We start from the raw sequence: 19,141 nt of genomic DNA on the forward strand, positions 1-19,141 counted from the left end.
GTCCTCAGCGCTTCGTCAGTTTGAGTTTCTTGCGAACGTCTTCCGGGCCGATAATCCGGGCACCCATGCCCTCGACCACTTGCACGGCCTTTTCAACGAGCTCAGCATTGGTGGCGAGTTGGCCCTTGCCGACAAAGAGATTGTCCTCCAGGCCGACGCGCACGTTGCCGCCGGCCAGAACGGCTGCCGCCGGATAGGCCATGGCGTTGCGGCCGATCGAAAAGGCCGAAAAAGTCCAGCTCTGAGGCACGTTGTTGACCATCGCCATGAAGGTATTGAGATCGTCGGGCGCCCCCCATGGTATGCCCATGCAGAGCTGGATCAGCACCGGGTCTTCGATCAGGCCTTCCTCGGCAAGCTGCTTGGCAAACCAGAGATGGCCGGTGTCGAAAGCCTCGATTTCGGGGCGCACGCCGAGACCGGTCATCTTCTTCGCCATGGCCCGCAGCATGGCCGGCGTGTTGGTCATGACATAGTCGCCGAGGTTGAAGTTCATCGTGCCGCAGTCGAGCGTGCAGATTTCAGGCAAGCATTCGGCGATATGGCTGACGCGCTCGGTGGCGCCGGCCATATCCGTGCCGTTAGGATTGAGGGGAAGGGGGCTTTCGACATCCCCGAAAATCAGGTCTCCGCCCATGCCGGCGGTGAGATTGAGGACGACATCGACATCGGCCGAGCGGATGCGGTCGGTGACCTCCCTGTAGAGGTCGTTGCGGCGGCTGGCAGCACCCGTTTCCGGGTCGCGGACGTGGCAGTGAACCACCGCAGCACCAGCCTTTGCCGCGTCGATGGCGGAATCGGCGATCTGCTTGGGAGTGATCGGCACGTGGCTGGATCTGGAAACCGTGTCGCCGGCGCCGGTAACGGCGCAGGTAATGAAGACATCGCGGTTCATCGCAAGAGGCATGTTTTTGTTCTCCCTCGTCTTGTCGGCATTACGCGACAGGATGAAGGACGATGCGTTGCAATATCGGAAGCAACCGATACATTATCGGAACTCTAGGGAGATGATCTTGCTGCAGCGATCCACAGAACGGCTCGATATCGACCTTCTCGTCCTGCCGGACGCGAACCTGATCCTGATCGCCTCGGTGATCGAGCCGCTGCGCGGCGCCAACCGCATTTCCGGCAGCGAGCTCTATCGCTGGCGGCTGCTGACACCGGACGGAGCGCCGGTCCCGACCACCAGCAATATTGCCGTGCCCGCGCAAGGCGCTTTCAAGGCGACGACCGAGGATACGCCGCTGTTCGTGCTGGCCAGTTACAACTGGCGCCGAAGTGCTACGCCGGCGCTGAAGATGCAGCTCTCCCAGGCCGCCCGCTATCGCACGATGATTGCCGGCATCGAGTCCGGCACCTGGCTGCTAGCCGAAGCCAGCCTGCTCGACGGGCTCCCGGCAACCGTCCACTGGGAGGACTACGAGGATTTTGCGCTGGCCTATCCTGAAGTGCGGGCCGTCAAGGATCGTTTCGTCATCGACGGCAAGCGGCTGACGACGTCAGGTTCGCTTCCGACCGTCGACCTGATGCTGGAGGTGATCCGGCAACGGCAGGGTTATTCGCTGGCGCTCGAGGTCAGCCGGCTGTTCCGCTACGAGCAGCCGTCCTTCCATGCGGACGAGCAGCTTTCCGCAGCCTCGGCGGGGTTGCGCATGCATGATCCCCGCGTGACCCAGGCAGTACGGCTGATGGAGGAGCATATCGAGCAGCCTCTGGTCCTGACACGGCTGGCCCGGCGGGTGGGCATCAGCGCCCGGCATCTGCAGGATCTCTTCCAGCAGAGCATCGGCGCGCCGCCGCATGTGCACTATCTGGCGCTGCGCCTGAATGCGGCGCGCCGCAAGGTGATCGAGACGACAGCCTCTTTCGCCGACATCGCGGCGGCAACCGGCTTCAATTCGGCCTCAGCCTTTGCGAGAAGCTACCGGGCGAGTTTTTCCGAGAGCCCGTCCGAGACCCGGCGCCGCTTGCGCCGCCGCATCACGTCATCGCAGGCGCCGGTATAGGCTGGAACGCGTCCCGTATCATCTCAGCAAGCTCCCGAACGGCCTCGCTGGAACGGTAGGTGCTTCGGCGGAGCACGACCTTGGAGGAGTCGACCGGCGGGAAACCGTCTTCGGCGGTCAGCTCCCGGCAGCCGGGCGGTATATTGCTGCGGGAAAGCGTGGTCACGGCAAGGCCGGCAATCACGGCATTCTTCAGCCCCGAGCCGGTATCGGCGATGAAGGCGATCCGATAGTTGCGGCCGATCTGCTCCAGCGACCGGAGCGCAAAATCGCGCGACCAGGTGGAATTGCGATAGGTCGCAATCGGCAGGGGATCGATGTCGTGCAGCCGATGGACCATTGATGTGACCCAGACCGTGGGATCAATGCAGATGACCTCGCCTTTCGTCTCATCGCTCCAGTCGAAAACGACGGCCAGATCAAGTTCGTCCCGCTCGAGGGCGGCGAGGTTACGGACGGTATAGTCGCAGGACACGGTCACCTCGACGGCCGGGTGGCGAACGGCGAAAGCCGCGAGCGCCGCCGGCAGTACCGTCTGGCTGTATTCCTCGGGAATTCCGATGCGCACCGGCCCATCTAGCGGCTTGCTGCGGATCGTCGCGGCGGCCTCGTTCAAGAGGTCGATGATCCTGCGGGCATAGGGGACGAGTTGCATGCCTTGACGCGTCAGTAATACGCCGCGGGCGCCGCGCTCGAACAGCGTTTCGCCGATCGTCTGCTCCAGCTTTTTGATCTGGCTGCTGACGGCCGACTGCGTCCGCCCGATGCGCTGAGCGGCCGCGGAGAAGTTCGACGTCTCGGCGACGACAAGAAAGGTTCTCAGCAGGTCGCTTTCAATCGGGTCGTGCATGTTCAGCCATAGAAAAAATCGATGATAGCCATCTCTACTATTCGTTTGTCTGATGTCAATTCTGGGCGCACAAATGACCCGCGTTCGACTTCCTTCTTTGAGAATATCTGCGTGACAATTGAAAATCCGGCCAGACGCCTCGCAAGCAGCGAGCATGAGAAGGGTGTGTTTCTCATCGTTGCTGCGACACTTGCCTGGAGCGCGAGCGGCGTCTATTCGCGACTCCTGACGACCGACGTATGGACGGCGATCGCCTGGCGATCGTTGTTCGGTGGCCTGTTCCTGCTGATCCCCTGCCTTTTCCTCGAAGGGGGTATTTCACGGCAGCAATGGCGTTTCATCTTCCATCCGTCCAGCCTTGCGATGATCGCCTGCCAGACCTTCAGTCAGGGCTGCTTCATCGGGGCGCTCTACATGACCACCGTCGCCAATGTGACGATGATCTATGCGACCGCGCCATTTATCGCGGCCATGCTCGGCTGGGTCATCCTCAGGGAGAGGGTCTCCAGGCGGACGCTGATTGCCGGCGGCATCTCGCTCCTCGGCGTCGCGGTCATCGTCGCCTCGTCGATCGGCGGCGGCACCGGATGGGGCGACCTGCTGGCGCTCGGCATGACAGCGTCCTTCGCGCTCGTCATCATCATTCCGCGGATCAGTCCCGACGTGCCGAGCCTGCCGCCGACCGTGGTCAGCGCTTTCCTGACGCTTGCACTCTTCGCGCCGTTCGGTTCGGTAGGCTCGCTCGACCTGCACAACTGGATCGTTCTTGCTGCCTTCGGCGCGACCAATTTCTCCCTGGCACTGGTGCTCTTCCTTGCCGGGGCGAAGCGGATGCCGCCAGCGGAGGCGGCGCTGATCGGCACAATGGAAATCGTGCTCACGCCGTTCTGGGTCTGGCTGCTGTTTTCCGAAGAGCCGCCCGTCGCCACGTTTTTCGGCGGCGCGATCATCCTCGGCGCAGTGATCTGGCACACGGCCATCGACGTCAGCCGCAGCCGGCGACCGCATCGCGCCTAAAGCCTTTAGGCGTCGATCAATCTTCCGGGACGATCCGGAAAACCGCCGTATTCGCGGGATCAGTTACTCCCCTGCACAGCGAGCTATGGCGACTTTGCCGACTGTCGTCTTTGCGTTGCACCCATGTCGTTTTCTTGATCGCTGTTTTCCGTCAGGCATGGTTTGTTTGTGGTGTTCAAGGCGCTATCTCGCAAACTGGCGAAATGGGCATTGGGAAGCCGGCCTGACGCGCCGACGCTCCCAGCAGCGGTAGGAGAACTGAAATCCTCAAGGAAATCGCCGGATAGAAATCCGGAAAGATATCGAGATGGATCGAAAGGAGATTCTGGAGCTGGAAACCAGCTCTTGGCAGAGCAAATCGACGGATTGCAGGCAGACGATCACGAGCGGAACGACAGGCGAAAGCCATGGCGTTTACTCCTCTTCTCCATTCAATCTGTCCCTTTTGCAAAATCCGAATATCGCCCGATGCGGCGGTATCCTCGTGTTGTGGACACCGGGCTGCTGAGGAGGCAGGCCGGAGGGAAGGTTGCCATCGGCTGCATTGGTTGCAGATCGAGGCATTCAAACAAGTGGGAGGAATTCATGAGTAAAAATAGAGGCGTCGTCTATCTCCGGCCGGGCAAGGTCGAAGTTCGCGACATCGACGACCCGAAGCTGGAAGCGCCTGACGGCCGCCGCATCGAACACGGCGTCATTCTGAAAGTGATTTCTACCAATATCTGCGGCTCCGATCAGCACATGGTCCGCGGCCGCACGACGGCGATGCCGGGCCTGGTCCTTGGTCATGAAATCACCGGCGAGATCATCGAGAAAGGCATCGATGTCGAGATGCTCGAAATCGGCGATATCGTCTCGGTGCCTTTCAATGTCGCCTGCGGCCGCTGCCGCTGCTGCAAGTCTCAGGATACCGGTGTCTGCCTGACGGTAAACCCGGCCCGCGCCGGCGGTGCTTATGGTTATGTCGACATGGGCGGCTGGATCGGCGGACAGGCACGCTACGTCACCATTCCCTACGCAGATTTCAACCTGCTGAAAATCCCCGATCGGGACAAGGCAATGGCGAAGATCCGGGATCTCACCATGCTCTCCGACATCCTGCCCACCGGCTTCCATGGCGCAGTGCGGGCAGGCGTTGGCGTCGGCTCGACCGTCTATGTCGCAGGCGCAGGCCCCGTCGGCCTTGCGGCTGCCGCTTCGGCTCGCATTCTCGGCGCCGCAGTCGTGATGATCGGTGACTTCAACAAAGACCGTCTGGCGCATGCGGCGAAGGTCGGTTTCGAACCGATCGACCTGTCGAAGAGCGACCGTCTTGGCGACATGATCGCGCAGGTCGTCGGCACCAACGAAGTGGACAGCGCCATCGATGCTGTCGGCTTCGAGGCCCGCGGCCACTCGGGCGGGGAACAGCCGGCGATCGTGCTCAATCAGATGATGGAGATTACCCGTGCCGCCGGTTCGATCGGCATTCCCGGCCTCTACGTTACCGAGGATCCAGGTGCTGTCGACAATGCCGCCAAACACGGCAATTTGTCGCTTCGCTTCGGCCTCGGATGGGCCAAGGCGCAGTCCTTCCACACCGGCCAGACTCCGGTGATCAAATACAATCGTCAACTCATGCAGGCGATCCTCCACGACCGACTGCCAATTGCCGATATCGTCAACGCCAAGGTCATCCCGCTCGACGATGCCGCCAATGGATATGAGAGCTTCGACCAGGGAGCGGCGACGAAATATGTCCTCGATCCGCATGGCGAGGTGGCGAAAGCCGCATAGCGACATTACTGCACACATAGGAATGGCCGGGCGAAAACCCGGCCATTCCGCATTCTCGAAAAATTGGACGGCGAACTACTGGATGCTGAACGGGAAATATTTGGCGTTGATCATGTCATAGGTTCCGTCCGCCTGGATGCTCTTCAACGCTTCGTTCAGACGTGTCAGACGCTCCTTGTCATCCAAGCGCAGCGCTATACCGGCGCCTTCACCAAAATAGGTGACGTCGACCAGGTCCGGCCCCTTGAACTCGCAGCAGCTTCCAGCCTTGGTGTTGGCAATCCAATCATAGATGGCCAGTTTATCCTCGAGGATAATGTCGACGCTCCCATCCGCCAGACCCTTGTACAATTCCGGCGAAGACCGAAACACCGTCTTTTTCATTGCCGGATAAAGATGGTTGGCATAGGATTCCTGCGCTGTCGACGACGTCACCCCAAGAATTTTGTCGCTGAGGGCGGCGGGGCTGACATCGCTGATCGACGAATCCTTCCGGGCGATGAACACCGACGGGCTGTTGTAGTATTTTTCAGTGAAGGCAACCTTTTGACGTCGCTCAAGGCTCATCGACATGGATGAGATGATCGCGTCGTATTTGTCGGCAACGAGATCGGGGATGATGTCGTCCCACTTCTCGATGATAAATTGGCATTCAAACTTGCCGACCTCGCACAGCGCATTGGCAATATCGATATCGAAGCCCTGAAGCTTGTTGTTTGAATCGAGATAGTTGAAGGGCGGAAATGCACCTTCGACGGCAATTCTCATTGGCATGCGATCCTGCGCAGCCACCTCGAGCGGCGCGGCCGCCGCTAACAAGACACCGATCCCGCCCGCCATCAGCGTTCCGCGCAATATGGTCTGAATGGATATGCGCAACATCGTCGGGAGCTCCTTGGGGCATAGTCGATCTCGCGCCATAGTGGGCCACAGCTTTTAATTCTACGTGAACGCTTCTTTGTTAGCGTCGACGAATGCGCCCGTGTCGTGGTGTTCAGGGGTCTAGGCTTGCAGATCGTTCTTCCTTCCAGCTCCAATACGTTTCAGCAATCCTGGATCGCCTCCGGGAGAATTCTGTTCCTTATTGCCGTCAGCGGGCTCGGAGCGATCGGGCTTGTCGTACTCTCGGCGCTCTGGGCAGGAACCGAAAGCGATGCCGCAGCCCTCGATCGACAGCGTCAGCTTGTGAATGCCCGCCTGCGCGAACAGGTCGATCAAGTCGCGCATGTTATCGGCCAGTTCGGCAATGGCTACCTCGCACGTGTCTATCCTGCCGCCCTTTCGACCGAAGGCTCCTCCGGCCTCGATGCCGTTTTGACGGCAGCAGCCGGGAGTGCGATCGGCCAGACGGCTATGTCGGCGTTCGGCTACGACCAGGCCTTTGTTGTCGATGAAAAGGCGCAACTGCTCATGCTGGCGGACGCCCAAACGGAGAAGCGGTACCGCTGGATGAGGCCTCTCTTTTTGCCTCTCCTTCAGGATGCCCGCTTTGGGGTCAGGCGAAGCACGGCTTTGAACGAAAGAACGCCATCCTCAATGGAAGCCCGCCTTGCGAGCGCCGCCCATTCCAACCGTGCTCTGGCCAATCTGATGCGGCTCGAGGGCCGGCCGACCATCGTCGGCGTCGTCGCCATTAACGAGGCTGCCGGGGGACAGCGCCAGCCGATGCGGCAATTCCTGATCGTCGTGCGCTTTATCGATGGTGCGGCGCTGGACGAATTGAGCCGGCAACAGGGCCTTAACGGCGCCCGCTTCGCGCGCACTGCCGATGCGGACGAAAATGAGGTTGCGTTCCAGATTGACGCCACGGCAAACGGCGAACCGATCGGCTTTATCGTATGGCGGCCGGATCTTCCAGGTTCGAGGGTGATCGGTCGATTGATGCCGGCGCTTTCGATTGCCGCCTTGGTGATCGCGATCCTGTTCTCGGTCTTGCTGGTGCGCCTGCGAAGGAGTCTCGGCGAGTTGAAGAAAAGCGAGCTGCATGCAAGGCAGCTTGCCTTGCATGATGTGCTCACCGATCTTCCCAACCGCGCTTTGTTCGCTATGAGATTCGACGAGTGCCTGGCCGAGACGCAGAATTCGACCGAGCGCTCGGCGGTCGCACTTCTCGACCTCGATCGCTTCAAAGCGGTGAACGACACATTCGGCCATGCCGCCGGCGATGAACTCATCAGGATGGCCGCCGAGCGGATCCGCTCGCTGCTTCGTCCGGGCGACACGCTTGCCCGGCTAGGGGGCGACGAATTTGCGCTGCTTCTCCGGGACATCAAAGATCATGACCACGTTTTGCCGGCAATATGCGAAGCGATCGTTGCCGAACTTGGCAAACCCTTCCCGCTTTTGCGCGGCGAAGCGGTTGCGCGCGTCGGCGGCTCGATCGGCGTGACCGTCGTGCCGGATGCCGGGCGGAATGCCGATGACATCATGCGCTACGCCGACGTCGCGCTGTACGAGGCAAAGATGGGCGGCCGAGGCCAGTGGCGTCTCTATTCACCGTCCATGGACGGCGGCCGAAATGCACGCGACATTCTCAAGAACGAATTGCGGGAAGTTCTGGCCAAAGGCATGGCCTCAGATGGTCCACACGCCGATCCGGTTTCGAACCGGCCGGACTTCGGATCGCTCGAGGTCTATTACCAAACGGTCCATCGCGCTGAGGCAGGATACGCGGCGTCGGGCGCGGAAGCTCTCGTGCGTTGGCGTCACAGTCAGCGCGGGCTGTTGACGCCTGCCAGCTTCATCCCTGTCGCCGAGGAGGGCGGCCTCATCGACGCTCTCGGTTTCTGGGTCTTGCGCGAAGCCTGCAGAGCCGCCTGCAAATGGCCGGAGGACACGTTTGTTGCGGTCAACGTGTCTCCTGCCCAGTTGAGAAGACCGAATTTCGCCGAGGAAGTTTTCGCCGTGCTTGAGGAGAGCGGTCTGCAGCCGTCCCGGCTCGAGCTCGAACTCACCGAGTCCTCACTGATCGAGGACAACTCGGACGTTTATACGGTGCTGAAGTCGTTGCGCAGCCGGGGTGTCCAGGTTTCGCTGGATGATTTCGGAACTGGCTTTTCATGCCTCAGCCATCTCCTGCGCTTCGATATCGACCGCATCAAGATCGATCGATCGTTCGTCTCACAGCTCGGCACCAAGGCCAATGGGGCGGCAATCATTGGCGCCATCGTCGCGCTCAGCCGTAACCTCGGTATCTCGACGACGGCCGAAGGGGTCGAAACCGATTATCAACGCGACTTTCTGGCCGCCCTCGGCTGCACCGACCTCCAAGGCTACTTCTTCTCCAAACCCGTTCCTATTGGCGAGCTTGATAGTTTCCGGAAAGCTGAAAGCGCCGCTGGGTTACTGACGACCGCCCGAGGCGCCGTCGCGTGAGAGGCTTCAGATCTTCCGCAGGCTAGGGGAACTTTCGCCCCGCGTCGCGGTTGACGCGCGAAGACCGAATGGAGGATGTGATGGGCGAGGTCGGGGAATGGCGGCACCTTTGCGTCGACATGCAGCGGATGTTTGCCGAAGACACGCCGTGGCACGTTCCCTGGATGGTACAGATCTCTCCCCAGATCGAAGAGCTGGCCGGGCGGCATCCGTCGCGAACGATCTTTACCCGCTTCCTGCCACCCGAGCGTGCGGACGACATGCCGGGGAAATGGCGGGATTATTACCAGAAATGGTGGATGATGACGGGCGAACATCTTCCGCGCGGCTTCATAGATCTCGCCCCATCGCTGGCCTCGTTGGTTCCGCCGGCAAGGCACTTCGACAAACGCACTTATTCGCCTTGGATCGACGGCCGCCTGCATCCGATCCTTCAGTCGGAGCGGGTCGATACGCTTGTGATAACGGGCGGTGAAACGGATGTCTGCGTGCTTGCCACGACGCTCGGCGCGATCGATCTCGGCTATCGTGTCATCGTGCTGAACGACGCCGTCTGTAGCGGCGCCGACGATACGCATGACGCGTCACTGGAACTTCTGCACGATCGGTTTTCCGTGCAGCTCGAACTCATGGATACCGAAGAGTTTTTGAGATGCGTTGGCTAGTACGCTTGGCGTGACGATGAAGGCTTCGCCGTAATACTGCTCATCGCCTCCACCGACAGTGGCTGCATGACGGGAGGCGTCGGTGGCGACGACCATGGGCGTGAGATTCCCTGCTTCCGTCATTGCTAGGTGCGAATGATATGATCTTGGCCCATCCGGCCAGTTGCCACGGATGACCGAGAGGTCGGCCTTAGCGCCTGCCGATCGATGGACTAAACACCATGAGGCTCAGGACCTCAAAGAGCACCTGTGCTGCGGCGTGCGCCGTGTTGGTCGTTGCGTCATATTGCGGGGCGACTTCGACGACGTCACCACCCACCAGGTTTATCCCCTTCAGTCCGCGTATCAGTTCAAGGACTTCACGCGTGGTCAATCCACCGACCTCGGGCGTGCCCGTGCCGGGCGCAAAGCTCGGATCGAGGCTGTCGACGTCGAAGGAAAGATAGGTGGGGCCGTCGCCGACGATGGATTTTGTCTTGGCAATGACGGCCGCAATCCCCATTCCGCTGATGTCCTCTGCGTGGATCACGGTCATTCCCGAAGCGTAGGAGAATTCCCACAAATATTCCGCTGAACCGCGGATGCCGATCTGGATAGTCCGTGTCGGATCGAGCACGCCGTCAAGCACCGCATTGCGGAACGGCCCACCGTGATGAAACTTCGTCTGATCGAAAGCGCCGCTTGTATCGCAATGGGCATCAATATGGATGAGGCCGACCGGTTGGTGCCGGCCGATGGCCTTCAATATCGGGTGGCTGATGGAATGATCGCCTCCGACGGAAAGCGGGGCCACGCCGGCATCGACGATCTGGCCGATCCGCTTTTCGATGTCGTCGTGGCTGAGTTCTAACCGGTAACGGCTTTGGAACGATATGTCGCCGATATCGGCGACCCGAAGATCGAAGACCGGCGCCGTAGCGAGAACATGATTGTAGGGGCCGATCCTTTCGATGGCGCGAAGTGCTCTCGGTCCGAAACGCGAGCCTGGACGATTGGTGACGCCAAGATCCATGGGGATCCCGGTGATCGCAACCTGGAGATTGCCGAAATCCGGATCATCGGCCGCGACCTGCATGTAGGGTGCGCTGAGGAAGGTCGGCACTCCGGCGTATGGCGCCAGTCTCGTGCCGCTCTTGGAGATGATCTTCTCCGCTACTTTGCGAAACTTCTCATCGAATATCTCGCCGCCATTGGCGTCTGCAAATTCTGCGCGCAGTTGCTCGAGCCGCGTTTTATCCCACACCATATGCATGCGTCTCCGCTTCAGGTCCGTCTCGTCAGACAAAGAGGTTGAGAAAACAATTGGTATCGTTGTAGCAATCGGTATCAAAGAGAAATCGATATGATCGCTGCAAAACCCAATTCCCTCGTTGCCCGCCTCTCTGCCCCGCCCATTCCTTCCGTCGTCGCCTGGAGCCACGAATACAAGGGGGGAAAAGGGCCACTCATCGATTTGTCGCAAGCTGTGCCCGGCTATCCCGCGCATCCGGAGATGCTTCGGCTTCTCGCCGAGGCGGCTGGGCAACAGGCGATGACAGGATACGGGCCGATCGAGGGCGAACCTTTATTGCGCAAGACCTACGCGGCTCACGTTGCCGAATTTTACGGCGCCGACCTTTCCGCCGGCAATATCCACATTACCGCCGGCTGCAATCAGGCGTTCATGTGTTCGGCAATCTCGCTTGCCGGCGCCGGCGATACCGTCGCGCTGACCAATCCCTTCTATTTCAATCACGATACGACGCTGTCGATGCTGGGGATCGGTCGACGGCTGGTCGATTGCGACCCAGCCTTCGGCTTTCTTCCCGATCCAGGTTCGGCCGAGGCGGCCCTTGCGGCCGGCGCGAAGATGCTTGCCGTCGTCACACCAAACAATCCCACCGGGGCCGTGTATCCGCCGAGCCTGCTGCATGAGCTTTTCGTTCTCTGCCGGAGATACGGCGCCTGGCTGATCCTCGATGAAACCTATCGCGATTTCCTCGGCGAGGATAACGGACGGCCACACTCACTCCTCTCAGAGCCGGGCTGGGAAGACACGCTCGTTCTTCTCTACAGCTTCTCGAAATCCTTCTGCATCCCCGGTCACAGGCTGGGTGCAATCACGGCAGGGCCTAAACTCATCGCCGAGATCGCCAAGGTGATGGACAATATGCAGATCTGCGCGCCGCGCTCGGCCCAGATCGCCGTTGCATCGGCGATCCCGGCGCTTGCCGATTGGCGGGCCGGCAACCGGCTGGAGATTGCTCGCCGGGCGGACGCTTTGAGGTTGGTCTTTTCCGGGCTGCCGGATTGGGAGATCGGTGCGATTGGCGCCTATTTCGCCTTTGTCCGCCATCCCCACGCCGATCGATCGTCTTCCGAAGTTGCCGAGAAACTCGCCAAGGAATCCGGCATCGTTTGTTTGCCCGGCGCCTATTTCGGCGAGGGCCAGGAGCGTTACCTCAGACTTGCCTTTGCCAATGCGGATGTCGCCTCGATTGGGCTATTGTCCGAGCGCCTTCGCTAGACCGTTTTGATCAACCTCCGCCGGAAGTTCATGATAGCCGCCGCGCCAGTAGAGCAGCGGCCCTATGCCCTGCCGGATTTCCATTGCGCAAACATGTCCGACCAAAATGGCATGGGAATTGTAGTGGAAAGCGGTTTCGAGCTTGCAGTCCAGGACCGTCAGGGCGTTTTCAAGGGCGGCCGCGCCGGTCTTGAGGCGATACCATCCTGCACCGCCGTAGCGTTCGGCGCCCTTTCGTCCGTCAAGACCGGCAAAGGATTGCGCCACCTGTTGCTGGTCGGCGGCGAGCACGTTGACGCAGAAGCAGCCGTACCGCTGCAGCGCCGGCCATGAGGAAGACGCTCGGTTGACGCTGACGATGACGGACGGCAACTCCGCCGATAGCGAGGAGACCGACGTTGCCGTGAAGCCGGTGCGGTGTTGCCCGTCGCCGACCGTAATCACGCTGACGGCACCCGCCAGATGACGCATCGAAAGCTTGAAGTCCGCTTCGCTGATCAAAGCCTCGACACTCATCGGGCTGGCTCTTTTGTTTTGGCAAAGCGGTTTACCGGCATTGAAAGACCGAGGTTTTCGCGCAAGGTCTTGCCTTCGTATTCCTCGCGGAACAGCCCGCGGCGTCGAAGCTCTGGCAGGACAAGCCGCACGAAGTCGTCGAGGCTGGACGGCAAGGTCGGAAACATCAGGATGAAGCCGTCGGCGGCGCGCGTTTCGAACCATTCCTCCATGAAGTCGGCAATCTGGGCCGGCGTGCCCGTCATGCCATTTCCGGTATGCTTCTCGGCATAGTGCCGGATGAGCTCGCCGACGGTGCGGCCGCTTCTGACGAAATCGACCAGCTCGTCGAACAAGGCGCGTGATCCCTTGGGCGCCGCCGGCAGCCGATCCATGGGGAAAGGCTTGTCGAGTGCGACGTCGCGCAGGTCCGCCTCGAGGAATTCGGAGAGCATCAGCCGGCCGACATCCGGATGCATCTTGTCGATCAGATAATCCACCTTCGCCTTTGCCTCGGCTTCAGTTTCACCGACGTTGATCACGATGCCCGGCATGATTTTCAGATCGTCCGGATCGCGCCCATGGGCCGGCATCCGGCTCTTGACGTTTTCGTAGAAGGTCCGGTTTCGGTCGATATTCGATGCCAGGCTGAAGACGATCTCCGCCGTGCGTGCCGCCATGTCCATTCCGGGTTCCGAACCGCCCGCCTGGGCGATGACAGGACGGCCCTGGGGCGTTCGCGCGATGTTGAGGGGTCCGCGAACCTGGAAGTGCGTGCCTTTGTGATTGAGCGTGTGGTGCTTGTCCTTGTCGTAGTAGACACCGTTTTCACGGTCGAGAAGCAGTGCGCCGTCCTCGAAGCTGTCCCAAAGACCGAATACGACATCGACGAACTCGTTGCCACGCTCGTAGCGTAACGCATGCGGGTCGAGCCCTTCACGATTGAAATTGTAGCCGGTTTCGTCGTGGTCGGAGGTGACGACATTCCAGCAGACACGGCCCTTACTCAGATGGTCGATCGAGGCGAACAAGCGCGCGACATTGTATGGTTCGTAATAACTCGTCGATACCGTCGCCACGAGACCGAGGTCATTGGTGGTGACCGCCAGAGCCGAAAGCAGCGACAGCGGTTCGAAACGGTTCATCTTGGTTGGAATGCGGGCAAGCGCTTTCGGATCGCCGACGGCAGCGGCAGGAGAATCCGCCATGAACATGAAATCGAATTTGGCCGCCTCGGATCGTTTGGCGACATCGAGCAGATGGGCGAAGTCGTTGGCGCCATTGACGTCGCTTGCCGGATGCAGCCAGGAGGCCGGGTGAAAGCCGAATGTGTAGACGAAAGTCCCGAGTTTCATCTTGTCGGTTCGCGCCATCGAGCTCTCCTGCTATGTCGGCCACGCCGCCAACGGTGGAGGGCGACTGCGTAAATTATCGCCAGGCGCAAATTTTCATCAATATCGCTCAGCTAGGTTCCGTTTTAGTTTTTCTAAAGTATCGGCTTAGGCGCTGACGCCAGGGCCTGCTGACGGGAAATAGCAATGAGCCACTCGCGGAATTCGTGCCCGTGGGGCTTCTGCAAGGCCGCACGGTCCCAGGCGAGAAAATAGCTTTCGCGCAGTGCAATGCGCAGGTCGACGGGAATGACCAGCGTTTGCGCTTCAAGCTCGTCTGATATCATCGACATTTGTGCGAGCACGACGCCGCGCTTGTTGACAGCAGCATCAATCGCGCTGCTCGAAAGAGTGAAGGAAAGGCCCGGCGACGACGCATCGAGGGGGACACCGGCCTTGGCGGCAAACTCCGCCCAGCTGGGATAAGGGGTGAAGTGCCGTTCCCACTCGACATGGAGGAGGGGCTTTTCGAAAAGATCGCGAGCCGCATGCGCGCGATCCTGCATCAGCGCCGGCGAGCAGGCAGGCACCACCCAATCGCGGAACAGTTCGGTATAGTGTTCGTGCTGGAGGACGTCCGATCCATAGCTGACGCGGAAATCGACATCGTCGAAACCGATCCGGGGCTCTTTGTCGCGTCCGATAATCCTCACTGGAACTTCGGGATGAAGCGCCTGCCAGTCGAAGATGCGCCTGCCGATCCATTTGTTGACGACGGAGGAAAGCGCACTGAGCACCAGCGCCGTCTCGTTGCGCGCCTTTTCCAACAATTGCTGGGCCAGCGCAAATTGCTCGAACCCCTTCGATATCTCCTGATGGTAGAGCCGGCCCCAGGCGGTCAGCTCGACGGTTCGCCCGCTGCGTTCCAGAAGCGAAATTCCAAGAAAGCTTTCGATCTTGCGGATCTGCTGGCTGATGGCGCCCGGCGAAACCCTGAGCTCCAGCGCCGCTGCCGTCACGCCGCCGCAGCGCCCCACCGCCTCGAACGCCTGCAAACTTTTCAGCGGGATCGCCTTGAGGCGCTCATCGGTCACTTGCAGAACCTCTCGTGATTGGCGTCGAGCTCAATTTGCTGCCGGATGAAACGTCCCCGCAAACTGGAACCGGTCGCCTGGATGGGTGAACTCGACATAGGTCACCGTACGACCGTTCTGCCAGGTCTGGCGGATGAGGCTAAGGCAGGCCTCGCCGCGTTCCGTCTGCAGGATCCGCGCCGTCGTGGTGTCGGCCGAAACGGCGCGAATGACATGTTTGGCCTTGGACCAGGGAACCTCGTCAAGCAGCCATTTGCCGGGCGGAGTTGAAGCAAAGCTCTCCTCTCTCGCCCGTGGGACAGCATCGAGCATGATGATCCGCCGCTCGATGGCATTCGGCCTGCCATCGACGATATGCAGGCATTGGAGCCTGAGGACTTCTGCATCGGCAGGTTCCGACAGCTGCTGCGCCTCCGCCTCTCCAAGGCGCTCGATCTTGCGGGCGAGGATTTCGAAGCGGTGTTCGTGCCCGGCCAGTTCCGCTTCGGTGCTGATATCCTGGATATCCATCACCGTGCGGTCGATCTGGGGCGATGCGACAAACGAACCTGTCTTGCGCCGTCTGACAATCATGCCGCGCTCGGCAAGCGCCGACAGCGCCTTGCTGACGGTCATCCGCGAGCACCGATATTCCGCCGCGAGTTCGTGTTCGACGGGAATACGGTCACCGGGCCGCCAATCGCCGCTGATGATCTTCGTCTCGACATCGGTGAAAATACGTTGATAAATCGACACCAAGCCCGCACCTCATCCGGCGTCAGCGACCATAAATACGGGAACGGTCATGCCAGCGAGATCGACGCCACCCGGCACAAATTTTGCGTTCCTCGTCTTTTACATTGACACTCTAGGCCAGCCTATATCTATTTGTATAGTCAAAAGCGGAGCATAGAAATCCGCGCAGAGGAAATCGAAGTCGGGAACAAAAACTCCTCCGCCGGGGGAATAAAAACTGGAGAGATGATCATGAAGGCACATTCACTGCTGAAGGGTCTGGTCGGCGCCGCGTTCCTGCTCGGAGCAGCCGTTTCCGCCCATGCCGCCGACACGCTGGCAGCCGTCAAGGCAGCCGGCACCCTCAAGGTCGGCACCGAAACGGCTTTCGCACCGTTCGACTATATCGATGCCGGCGAACACACGGGCTTGAACGTCGACCTCTTTGCCGAGATCGGCAAGGAACTCGGCGTCAAGATCGAGTGGGTCGCCCTTCCCTGGGACGGCGTCTTCCCGGCGCTCGAGGCCGGCAAGTTCGATGTCGTCGCAGGTCCTGCAACGATCACCAAGAAGCGCATGGAGCGCTATCGCTTCACGCCGCCGATCGCCGAAGCAACGATTGCCATTCTGAAGAAGGCTGGCGACACGACGATCAGCAAGCCGGAAGATATTGCCGGCAAGACGATCGGTGTCGGCAAGGCAACTGCGCAGCTCGACCAGCTGAAGGAATTCTCCGCCACGCTGCCGACCAAGGTCGACGTGCGCGAATATCCCGCCTTTACCGAATCCTACGCCGACCTCGCCGCCGGCCGTATTGCCGGCGTTGCCAACTCGCTGCCGAATATCGCCTTCGTCGCCAGCCAGCGAAAGGGCACCTTCGAAGTCGTCCTGCCGCCATTCGGCAAGAAGTCCTATTTCGGCTTCATCGGTCTCAAGGATGCCGACCATGCGCCCCTGATGGATGCGATCGACGCCGCGATGCTCAAGATCAAGGCAGACGGGCGCATGGCAGAGCTGCAGAAGAAGTGGTTTGGTGCATCTTTCGATACGCCTGATGCTGTCAAGGACCCGGCATTCTGATTTGCCGCCGGTGAAACGAACGCGCCCCGCCAGTGGTCGGGGCGCAATCTGCCGTGGCATCAGAGTTCACGGCCGCAGCGCCCAGGCAAACATCGCCCATGTCCATCAAGCTTTTCGAACTGCTTCTGCAAGCCTCGATCTACACGGTGACGATCAGCGTGGTTTCTATCCTGATCGGCTTTGCGATCGCGATCGTTATTTCCGCCATGTTGCTTTCGCAGCAACGGCTTTTGGTGCTGCCGGCGAAGATTTTCATCAGTTTTTTTCGCGGAGTGCCGCTGCTGGTGCAGCTGTTGCTGATCTATAACCTGCTGCCGGCGATCGACATCAACGTGCCGAGCATCGTTGCGGCCATCGTTGGTCTGTCGCTGTGTACGGCAGCCTACCAAGCTGAAAATCTGCGCGGCGGTTTTGCCAGCGTTCCCATGGGCCTGGTCGAATCTGCCGAAATGGTTGGCATGAGTCCCGTTCAGATCTTCCGTCGTATCAAGGCCCCGATCGCCCTGCGCCTGACCTTTCCAGCACTCGTCAACGAAGCGATCCTTATCCTGAAAGCGTCTTCGCTGGTCTCGGTCGTGGGCGTCATCGAGCTGACGCGCATGGCCCAGGATCTTGCCGGCAGCACCTTCCTGCCGCTTGAGATTTTCGCTTCCGCCGGTCTAATCTATTTCATCATCAATTGGATCGTCGCCCTTGCGGGCGGCCTGATCGAACGCTCCCTGCCGGGAGTGCCGCGATGACCTTCGACATCAATGTGATTTTCAACAATTTTCCGGAAATCCTCAGCGGCGCATGGCTCACCATCGTCATCTGGATCGTCACCACGCCGACCGCTGCCGCGCTCGGCTTCCTTGTTGCCGTTGCCAGGCGTTTTGGCGGCGTTGTCCCGGACAAGGCATTCGGCGTTGTCATCGCAGTGCTGCGCGGCACGCCCTTCTTGATTCAGATATTCCTCGTCTACTACGGCGGCCCCTTCGTCGGATTGTCACTCGATCCGATCCCGGCCGGCGTCATCGGCCTTTCCATCTACGGCGCGGCTTATTTCAGCGAGATTTTCCGTTCGGGCTTTGCCGCCGTCCCGAAGGGACATATCGAGGCCGGCCTGTGCGTTGGCCTGACACAAGGGCAGATCGTCCGACGCATATTGCTGCCGGAGATGACCATGCTGGTGTTGCCGCCTTCGGTCAACATGACGATCATCCTGATGAAGGAGACGGCCGTGCTGTCCATCATCACCGTGCCGGAGTTGACGGCGACGTTGAGTGCGATCGGTTCGCAGCAATATGCTTTCGTCGAGGCGCTCTTCGTGCTTGCCCTTTTTTATTGGGCGCTGGTGGAAATCACCGGCTGGCTCGGTCACCTCGCCGAAACGAAACTCTCAAGATTCAGGTTTTTCAACATATGAGCATTCCTGCGATCGCAGTCAAAAATCTCGTCAAGACCTTTGGCGGTTCCACCGTGCTGCAGGGCATCGACCTCGACATCGTTCAGGGACAGGTTTCCTGCGTCATCGGCCCATCCGGATCCGGCAAGAGTACGCTGCTGCGCTGCATGGCGTTTCTCGAGGAATCGACGAAGGGTACGATTGCCGTCAACGGCGAGGTGCTTGGCTTTGCGGAAAACGCCAAGGGCGTCCGGGAGCGGGTGCCGGCGGCGGCGAACCGGCGGATCCGATCCCAGATCGGCATGGTTTTTCAGCAGTTCAATCTCTGGCCGCATATGACCGCGCTCGGCAATGTCAGCGAGGCGCTGAAGTCCGTTCACAAGATGAGCCGCAAGGATGCTGAGGAGCGGGCAATGGCCCAGCTCGTCAAGGTCGGCCTCGAGGGCAGGGCAGGGCACTATCCGTCGCAGCTCTCGGGAGGGCAACAGCAGCGCGTCGCCATCGCCCGGGCGCTAGCCCTCAACCCGAAGATCATGCTGTTTGACGAGCCGACCTCGTCACTTGATCCCGAGCTGACCGGCGAGGTGCTCAACGTCATGCGCGATCTCGCCGCCGAGGGCATGACGATGGTCGTCGTCTCCCACGAGATCGGATTTGCCGCGACGGTCGGCCAGCAGATCATCTTTCTCGATCACGGCAAGGTGCTGTTCACCGGCCCGCCGCAGGACGTCTTCAAACGGCCGAGAAATCCCCGCCTCGAGCAATTTCTGGATACCTATATCGATCGCGGCGCCTCGATGCTGCTGTGACGTTCATGTCCTTTCGGATCGTCGGGCAGACCTTCAAGG

General features: G+C 60.2%; 18 protein-coding genes. 10 read left to right on the top strand and 8 right to left on the bottom strand.

Annotation, left to right across the window (positions count from 1 at the left end):
* Positions 1-4: 4 nt before the first annotated feature.
* The gene (locus ACM5SV_RS19325) at positions 5-907 is read right to left on the bottom strand and encodes a 3-keto-5-aminohexanoate cleavage protein (RefSeq protein ID WP_003555527.1); all 903 of its coding nucleotides are present in this window, start codon (positions 905-907) and stop codon (positions 5-7) included.
* A 40-nt stretch (positions 908-947) separates the two neighbouring features.
* On the opposite strand from ACM5SV_RS19325, the gene ACM5SV_RS19330 reads away from it, so the two are divergent.
* The gene (locus ACM5SV_RS19330; RefSeq protein ID WP_113544969.1) at positions 948-2,006 is read left to right on the top strand and encodes a GlxA family transcriptional regulator; all 1,059 of its coding nucleotides are present in this window, start codon (positions 948-950) and stop codon (positions 2,004-2,006) included.
* On the opposite strand, the gene ACM5SV_RS19335 is transcribed toward ACM5SV_RS19330, so the two are convergent.
* The gene (locus ACM5SV_RS19335) at positions 1,981-2,856 is read right to left on the bottom strand and encodes a LysR substrate-binding domain-containing protein (protein WP_222015383.1); all 876 of its coding nucleotides are present in this window, start codon (positions 2,854-2,856) and stop codon (positions 1,981-1,983) included. The genes ACM5SV_RS19330 and ACM5SV_RS19335 overlap by 26 nt on opposite strands.
* A gap of 111 nt (positions 2,857-2,967) precedes the next feature.
* On the opposite strand from ACM5SV_RS19335, the gene ACM5SV_RS19340 reads away from it, so the two are divergent.
* Complete coding sequence (locus ACM5SV_RS19340) at positions 2,968-3,873, top strand: DMT family transporter (protein WP_003555531.1); 906 nt, start codon at positions 2,968-2,970, stop codon at positions 3,871-3,873.
* 585 nt (positions 3,874-4,458) lie between these two features.
* Positions 4,459-5,649 (top strand): formaldehyde dehydrogenase, glutathione-independent, encoded by a 1,191-nt coding sequence (gene fdhA, locus ACM5SV_RS19345; RefSeq protein ID WP_003555532.1) that lies wholly within the window; start codon positions 4,459-4,461, stop codon positions 5,647-5,649.
* A 75-nt stretch (positions 5,650-5,724) separates the two neighbouring features.
* Here fdhA and ACM5SV_RS19350 read toward each other — a convergent pair whose 3' ends face one another.
* The gene (locus ACM5SV_RS19350; RefSeq protein WP_003555533.1) at positions 5,725-6,531 is read right to left on the bottom strand and encodes a transporter substrate-binding domain-containing protein; all 807 of its coding nucleotides are present in this window, start codon (positions 6,529-6,531) and stop codon (positions 5,725-5,727) included.
* 105 nt (positions 6,532-6,636) lie between these two features.
* On the opposite strand from ACM5SV_RS19350, the gene ACM5SV_RS19355 reads away from it, so the two are divergent.
* Positions 6,637-9,024: a putative bifunctional diguanylate cyclase/phosphodiesterase gene (locus tag ACM5SV_RS19355; protein ID WP_041935964.1), complete on the top strand. Its 2,388-nt coding sequence runs from the start codon at positions 6,637-6,639 to the stop codon at positions 9,022-9,024.
* Between the two features lie 80 nt (positions 9,025-9,104).
* Positions 9,105-9,689, top strand: coding sequence for a cysteine hydrolase family protein (locus ACM5SV_RS19360; protein WP_020487190.1), 585 nt, complete (start codon positions 9,105-9,107; stop codon positions 9,687-9,689).
* A gap of 190 nt (positions 9,690-9,879) precedes the next feature.
* Here the strand turns inward: ACM5SV_RS19360 and speB are convergent, their stop codons facing one another.
* On the bottom strand, positions 9,880-10,935 hold the full coding sequence (speB, locus tag ACM5SV_RS19365) for an agmatinase (RefSeq protein WP_222015379.1): 1,056 nt from the start codon (positions 10,933-10,935) through the stop codon (positions 9,880-9,882).
* Between the two features lie 96 nt (positions 10,936-11,031).
* Here speB and ACM5SV_RS19370 point away from each other — a divergent pair, with 96 nt between their 5' ends.
* Positions 11,032-12,195, top strand: coding sequence for an aminotransferase (locus ACM5SV_RS19370; RefSeq protein ID WP_221963216.1), 1,164 nt, complete (start codon positions 11,032-11,034; stop codon positions 12,193-12,195).
* Here the strand turns inward: ACM5SV_RS19370 and ACM5SV_RS19375 are convergent.
* The 4 genes from ACM5SV_RS19375 to ACM5SV_RS19390 all read right to left on the bottom strand — a co-directional run bounded on the left by ACM5SV_RS19375 (position 12,172) and on the right by ACM5SV_RS19390 (position 15,853).
* A complete protein-coding gene (locus ACM5SV_RS19375) occupies positions 12,172-12,711 on the bottom strand; it encodes a flavin reductase family protein (RefSeq protein ID WP_012760690.1) in 540 nt (179 codons plus the stop codon). The two genes, ACM5SV_RS19370 and ACM5SV_RS19375, sit on opposite strands and share 24 nt — an antisense overlap.
* Positions 12,708-14,063, bottom strand: coding sequence for an LLM class flavin-dependent oxidoreductase (locus ACM5SV_RS19380; protein ID WP_017997625.1), 1,356 nt, complete (start codon positions 14,061-14,063; stop codon positions 12,708-12,710). The genes ACM5SV_RS19375 and ACM5SV_RS19380 overlap by 4 nt, the downstream gene beginning before the upstream one ends.
* 113 nt (positions 14,064-14,176) lie before the next feature.
* Positions 14,177-15,115: a LysR family transcriptional regulator gene (locus ACM5SV_RS19385; RefSeq protein WP_222015378.1), complete on the bottom strand. Its 939-nt coding sequence runs from the start codon at positions 15,113-15,115 to the stop codon at positions 14,177-14,179.
* A 30-nt stretch (positions 15,116-15,145) separates the two neighbouring features.
* Complete coding sequence (locus tag ACM5SV_RS19390; RefSeq protein ID WP_017997626.1) at positions 15,146-15,853, bottom strand: UTRA domain-containing protein; 708 nt, start codon at positions 15,851-15,853, stop codon at positions 15,146-15,148.
* Positions 15,854-16,081: 228 nt separating this feature from the next.
* Here ACM5SV_RS19390 and ACM5SV_RS19395 point away from each other — a divergent pair, with 228 nt between their 5' ends.
* The 4 genes from ACM5SV_RS19395 (at position 16,082) to ACM5SV_RS19410 (ending at position 19,102) form a co-directional block, all read left to right on the top strand.
* Positions 16,082-16,909 (top strand): transporter substrate-binding domain-containing protein, encoded by an 828-nt coding sequence (locus ACM5SV_RS19395; protein ID WP_003555544.1) that lies wholly within the window; start codon positions 16,082-16,084, stop codon positions 16,907-16,909.
* A 98-nt stretch (positions 16,910-17,007) separates the two neighbouring features.
* Complete coding sequence (locus ACM5SV_RS19400) at positions 17,008-17,649, top strand: amino acid ABC transporter permease (RefSeq protein ID WP_003555545.1); 642 nt, start codon at positions 17,008-17,010, stop codon at positions 17,647-17,649.
* Entirely contained in the window at positions 17,646-18,314 is a 669-nt protein-coding gene (locus tag ACM5SV_RS19405) for an amino acid ABC transporter permease (RefSeq protein ID WP_222015377.1), read from the top strand. Before ACM5SV_RS19400 ends, ACM5SV_RS19405 begins: the two co-directional genes overlap by 4 nt.
* Positions 18,311-19,102: an amino acid ABC transporter ATP-binding protein gene (locus tag ACM5SV_RS19410; RefSeq protein ID WP_012760693.1), complete on the top strand. Its 792-nt coding sequence runs from the start codon at positions 18,311-18,313 to the stop codon at positions 19,100-19,102. The genes ACM5SV_RS19405 and ACM5SV_RS19410 overlap by 4 nt, the downstream gene beginning before the upstream one ends.
* The last annotated feature ends 39 nt before the right edge of the window (positions 19,103-19,141 follow it).

Origin of the sequence: Rhizobium sp. CRRU65 (assembly GCF_048551595.1) — a bacterium.
GTDB classification, from domain to species: domain Bacteria; phylum Pseudomonadota; class Alphaproteobacteria; order Rhizobiales; family Rhizobiaceae; genus Rhizobium; species Rhizobium leguminosarum_J.

Excerpts from the sequence above, each read along its gene's own strand:
- ACM5SV_RS19405 (WP_222015377.1), top strand. The coding sequence starts at position 17,646 with ATGACCTTCGACATCAATGTGATTTTCAACAATTTTCCGGAAATCCTC.
- ACM5SV_RS19375 (WP_012760690.1), bottom strand. The coding sequence starts at position 12,711 with ATGAGTGTCGAGGCTTTGATCAGCGAAGCGGACTTCAAGCTTTCGATG.
- ACM5SV_RS19335 (WP_222015383.1), bottom strand. The coding sequence starts at position 2,856 with ATGCACGACCCGATTGAAAGCGACCTGCTGAGAACCTTTCTTGTCGTC.
- ACM5SV_RS19350 (WP_003555533.1), bottom strand. The coding sequence starts at position 6,531 with ATGTTGCGCATATCCATTCAGACCATATTGCGCGGAACGCTGATGGCG.
- ACM5SV_RS19360 (WP_020487190.1), top strand. The coding sequence starts at position 9,105 with ATGGGCGAGGTCGGGGAATGGCGGCACCTTTGCGTCGACATGCAGCGG.
- speB (WP_222015379.1), bottom strand. The coding sequence starts at position 10,935 with ATGGTGTGGGATAAAACGCGGCTCGAGCAACTGCGCGCAGAATTTGCA.
- ACM5SV_RS19380 (WP_017997625.1), bottom strand. The coding sequence starts at position 14,063 with ATGGCGCGAACCGACAAGATGAAACTCGGGACTTTCGTCTACACATTC.
- ACM5SV_RS19400 (WP_003555545.1), top strand. The coding sequence starts at position 17,008 with ATGTCCATCAAGCTTTTCGAACTGCTTCTGCAAGCCTCGATCTACACG.
- ACM5SV_RS19395 (WP_003555544.1), top strand. The coding sequence starts at position 16,082 with ATGAAGGCACATTCACTGCTGAAGGGTCTGGTCGGCGCCGCGTTCCTG.
- fdhA (WP_003555532.1), top strand. The coding sequence starts at position 4,459 with ATGAGTAAAAATAGAGGCGTCGTCTATCTCCGGCCGGGCAAGGTCGAA.
- ACM5SV_RS19410 (WP_012760693.1), top strand. The coding sequence starts at position 18,311 with ATGAGCATTCCTGCGATCGCAGTCAAAAATCTCGTCAAGACCTTTGGC.
- ACM5SV_RS19325 (WP_003555527.1), bottom strand. The coding sequence starts at position 907 with ATGCCTCTTGCGATGAACCGCGATGTCTTCATTACCTGCGCCGTTACC.
- ACM5SV_RS19330 (WP_113544969.1), top strand. The coding sequence starts at position 948 with ATGAAGGACGATGCGTTGCAATATCGGAAGCAACCGATACATTATCGG.
- ACM5SV_RS19370 (WP_221963216.1), top strand. The coding sequence starts at position 11,032 with ATGATCGCTGCAAAACCCAATTCCCTCGTTGCCCGCCTCTCTGCCCCG.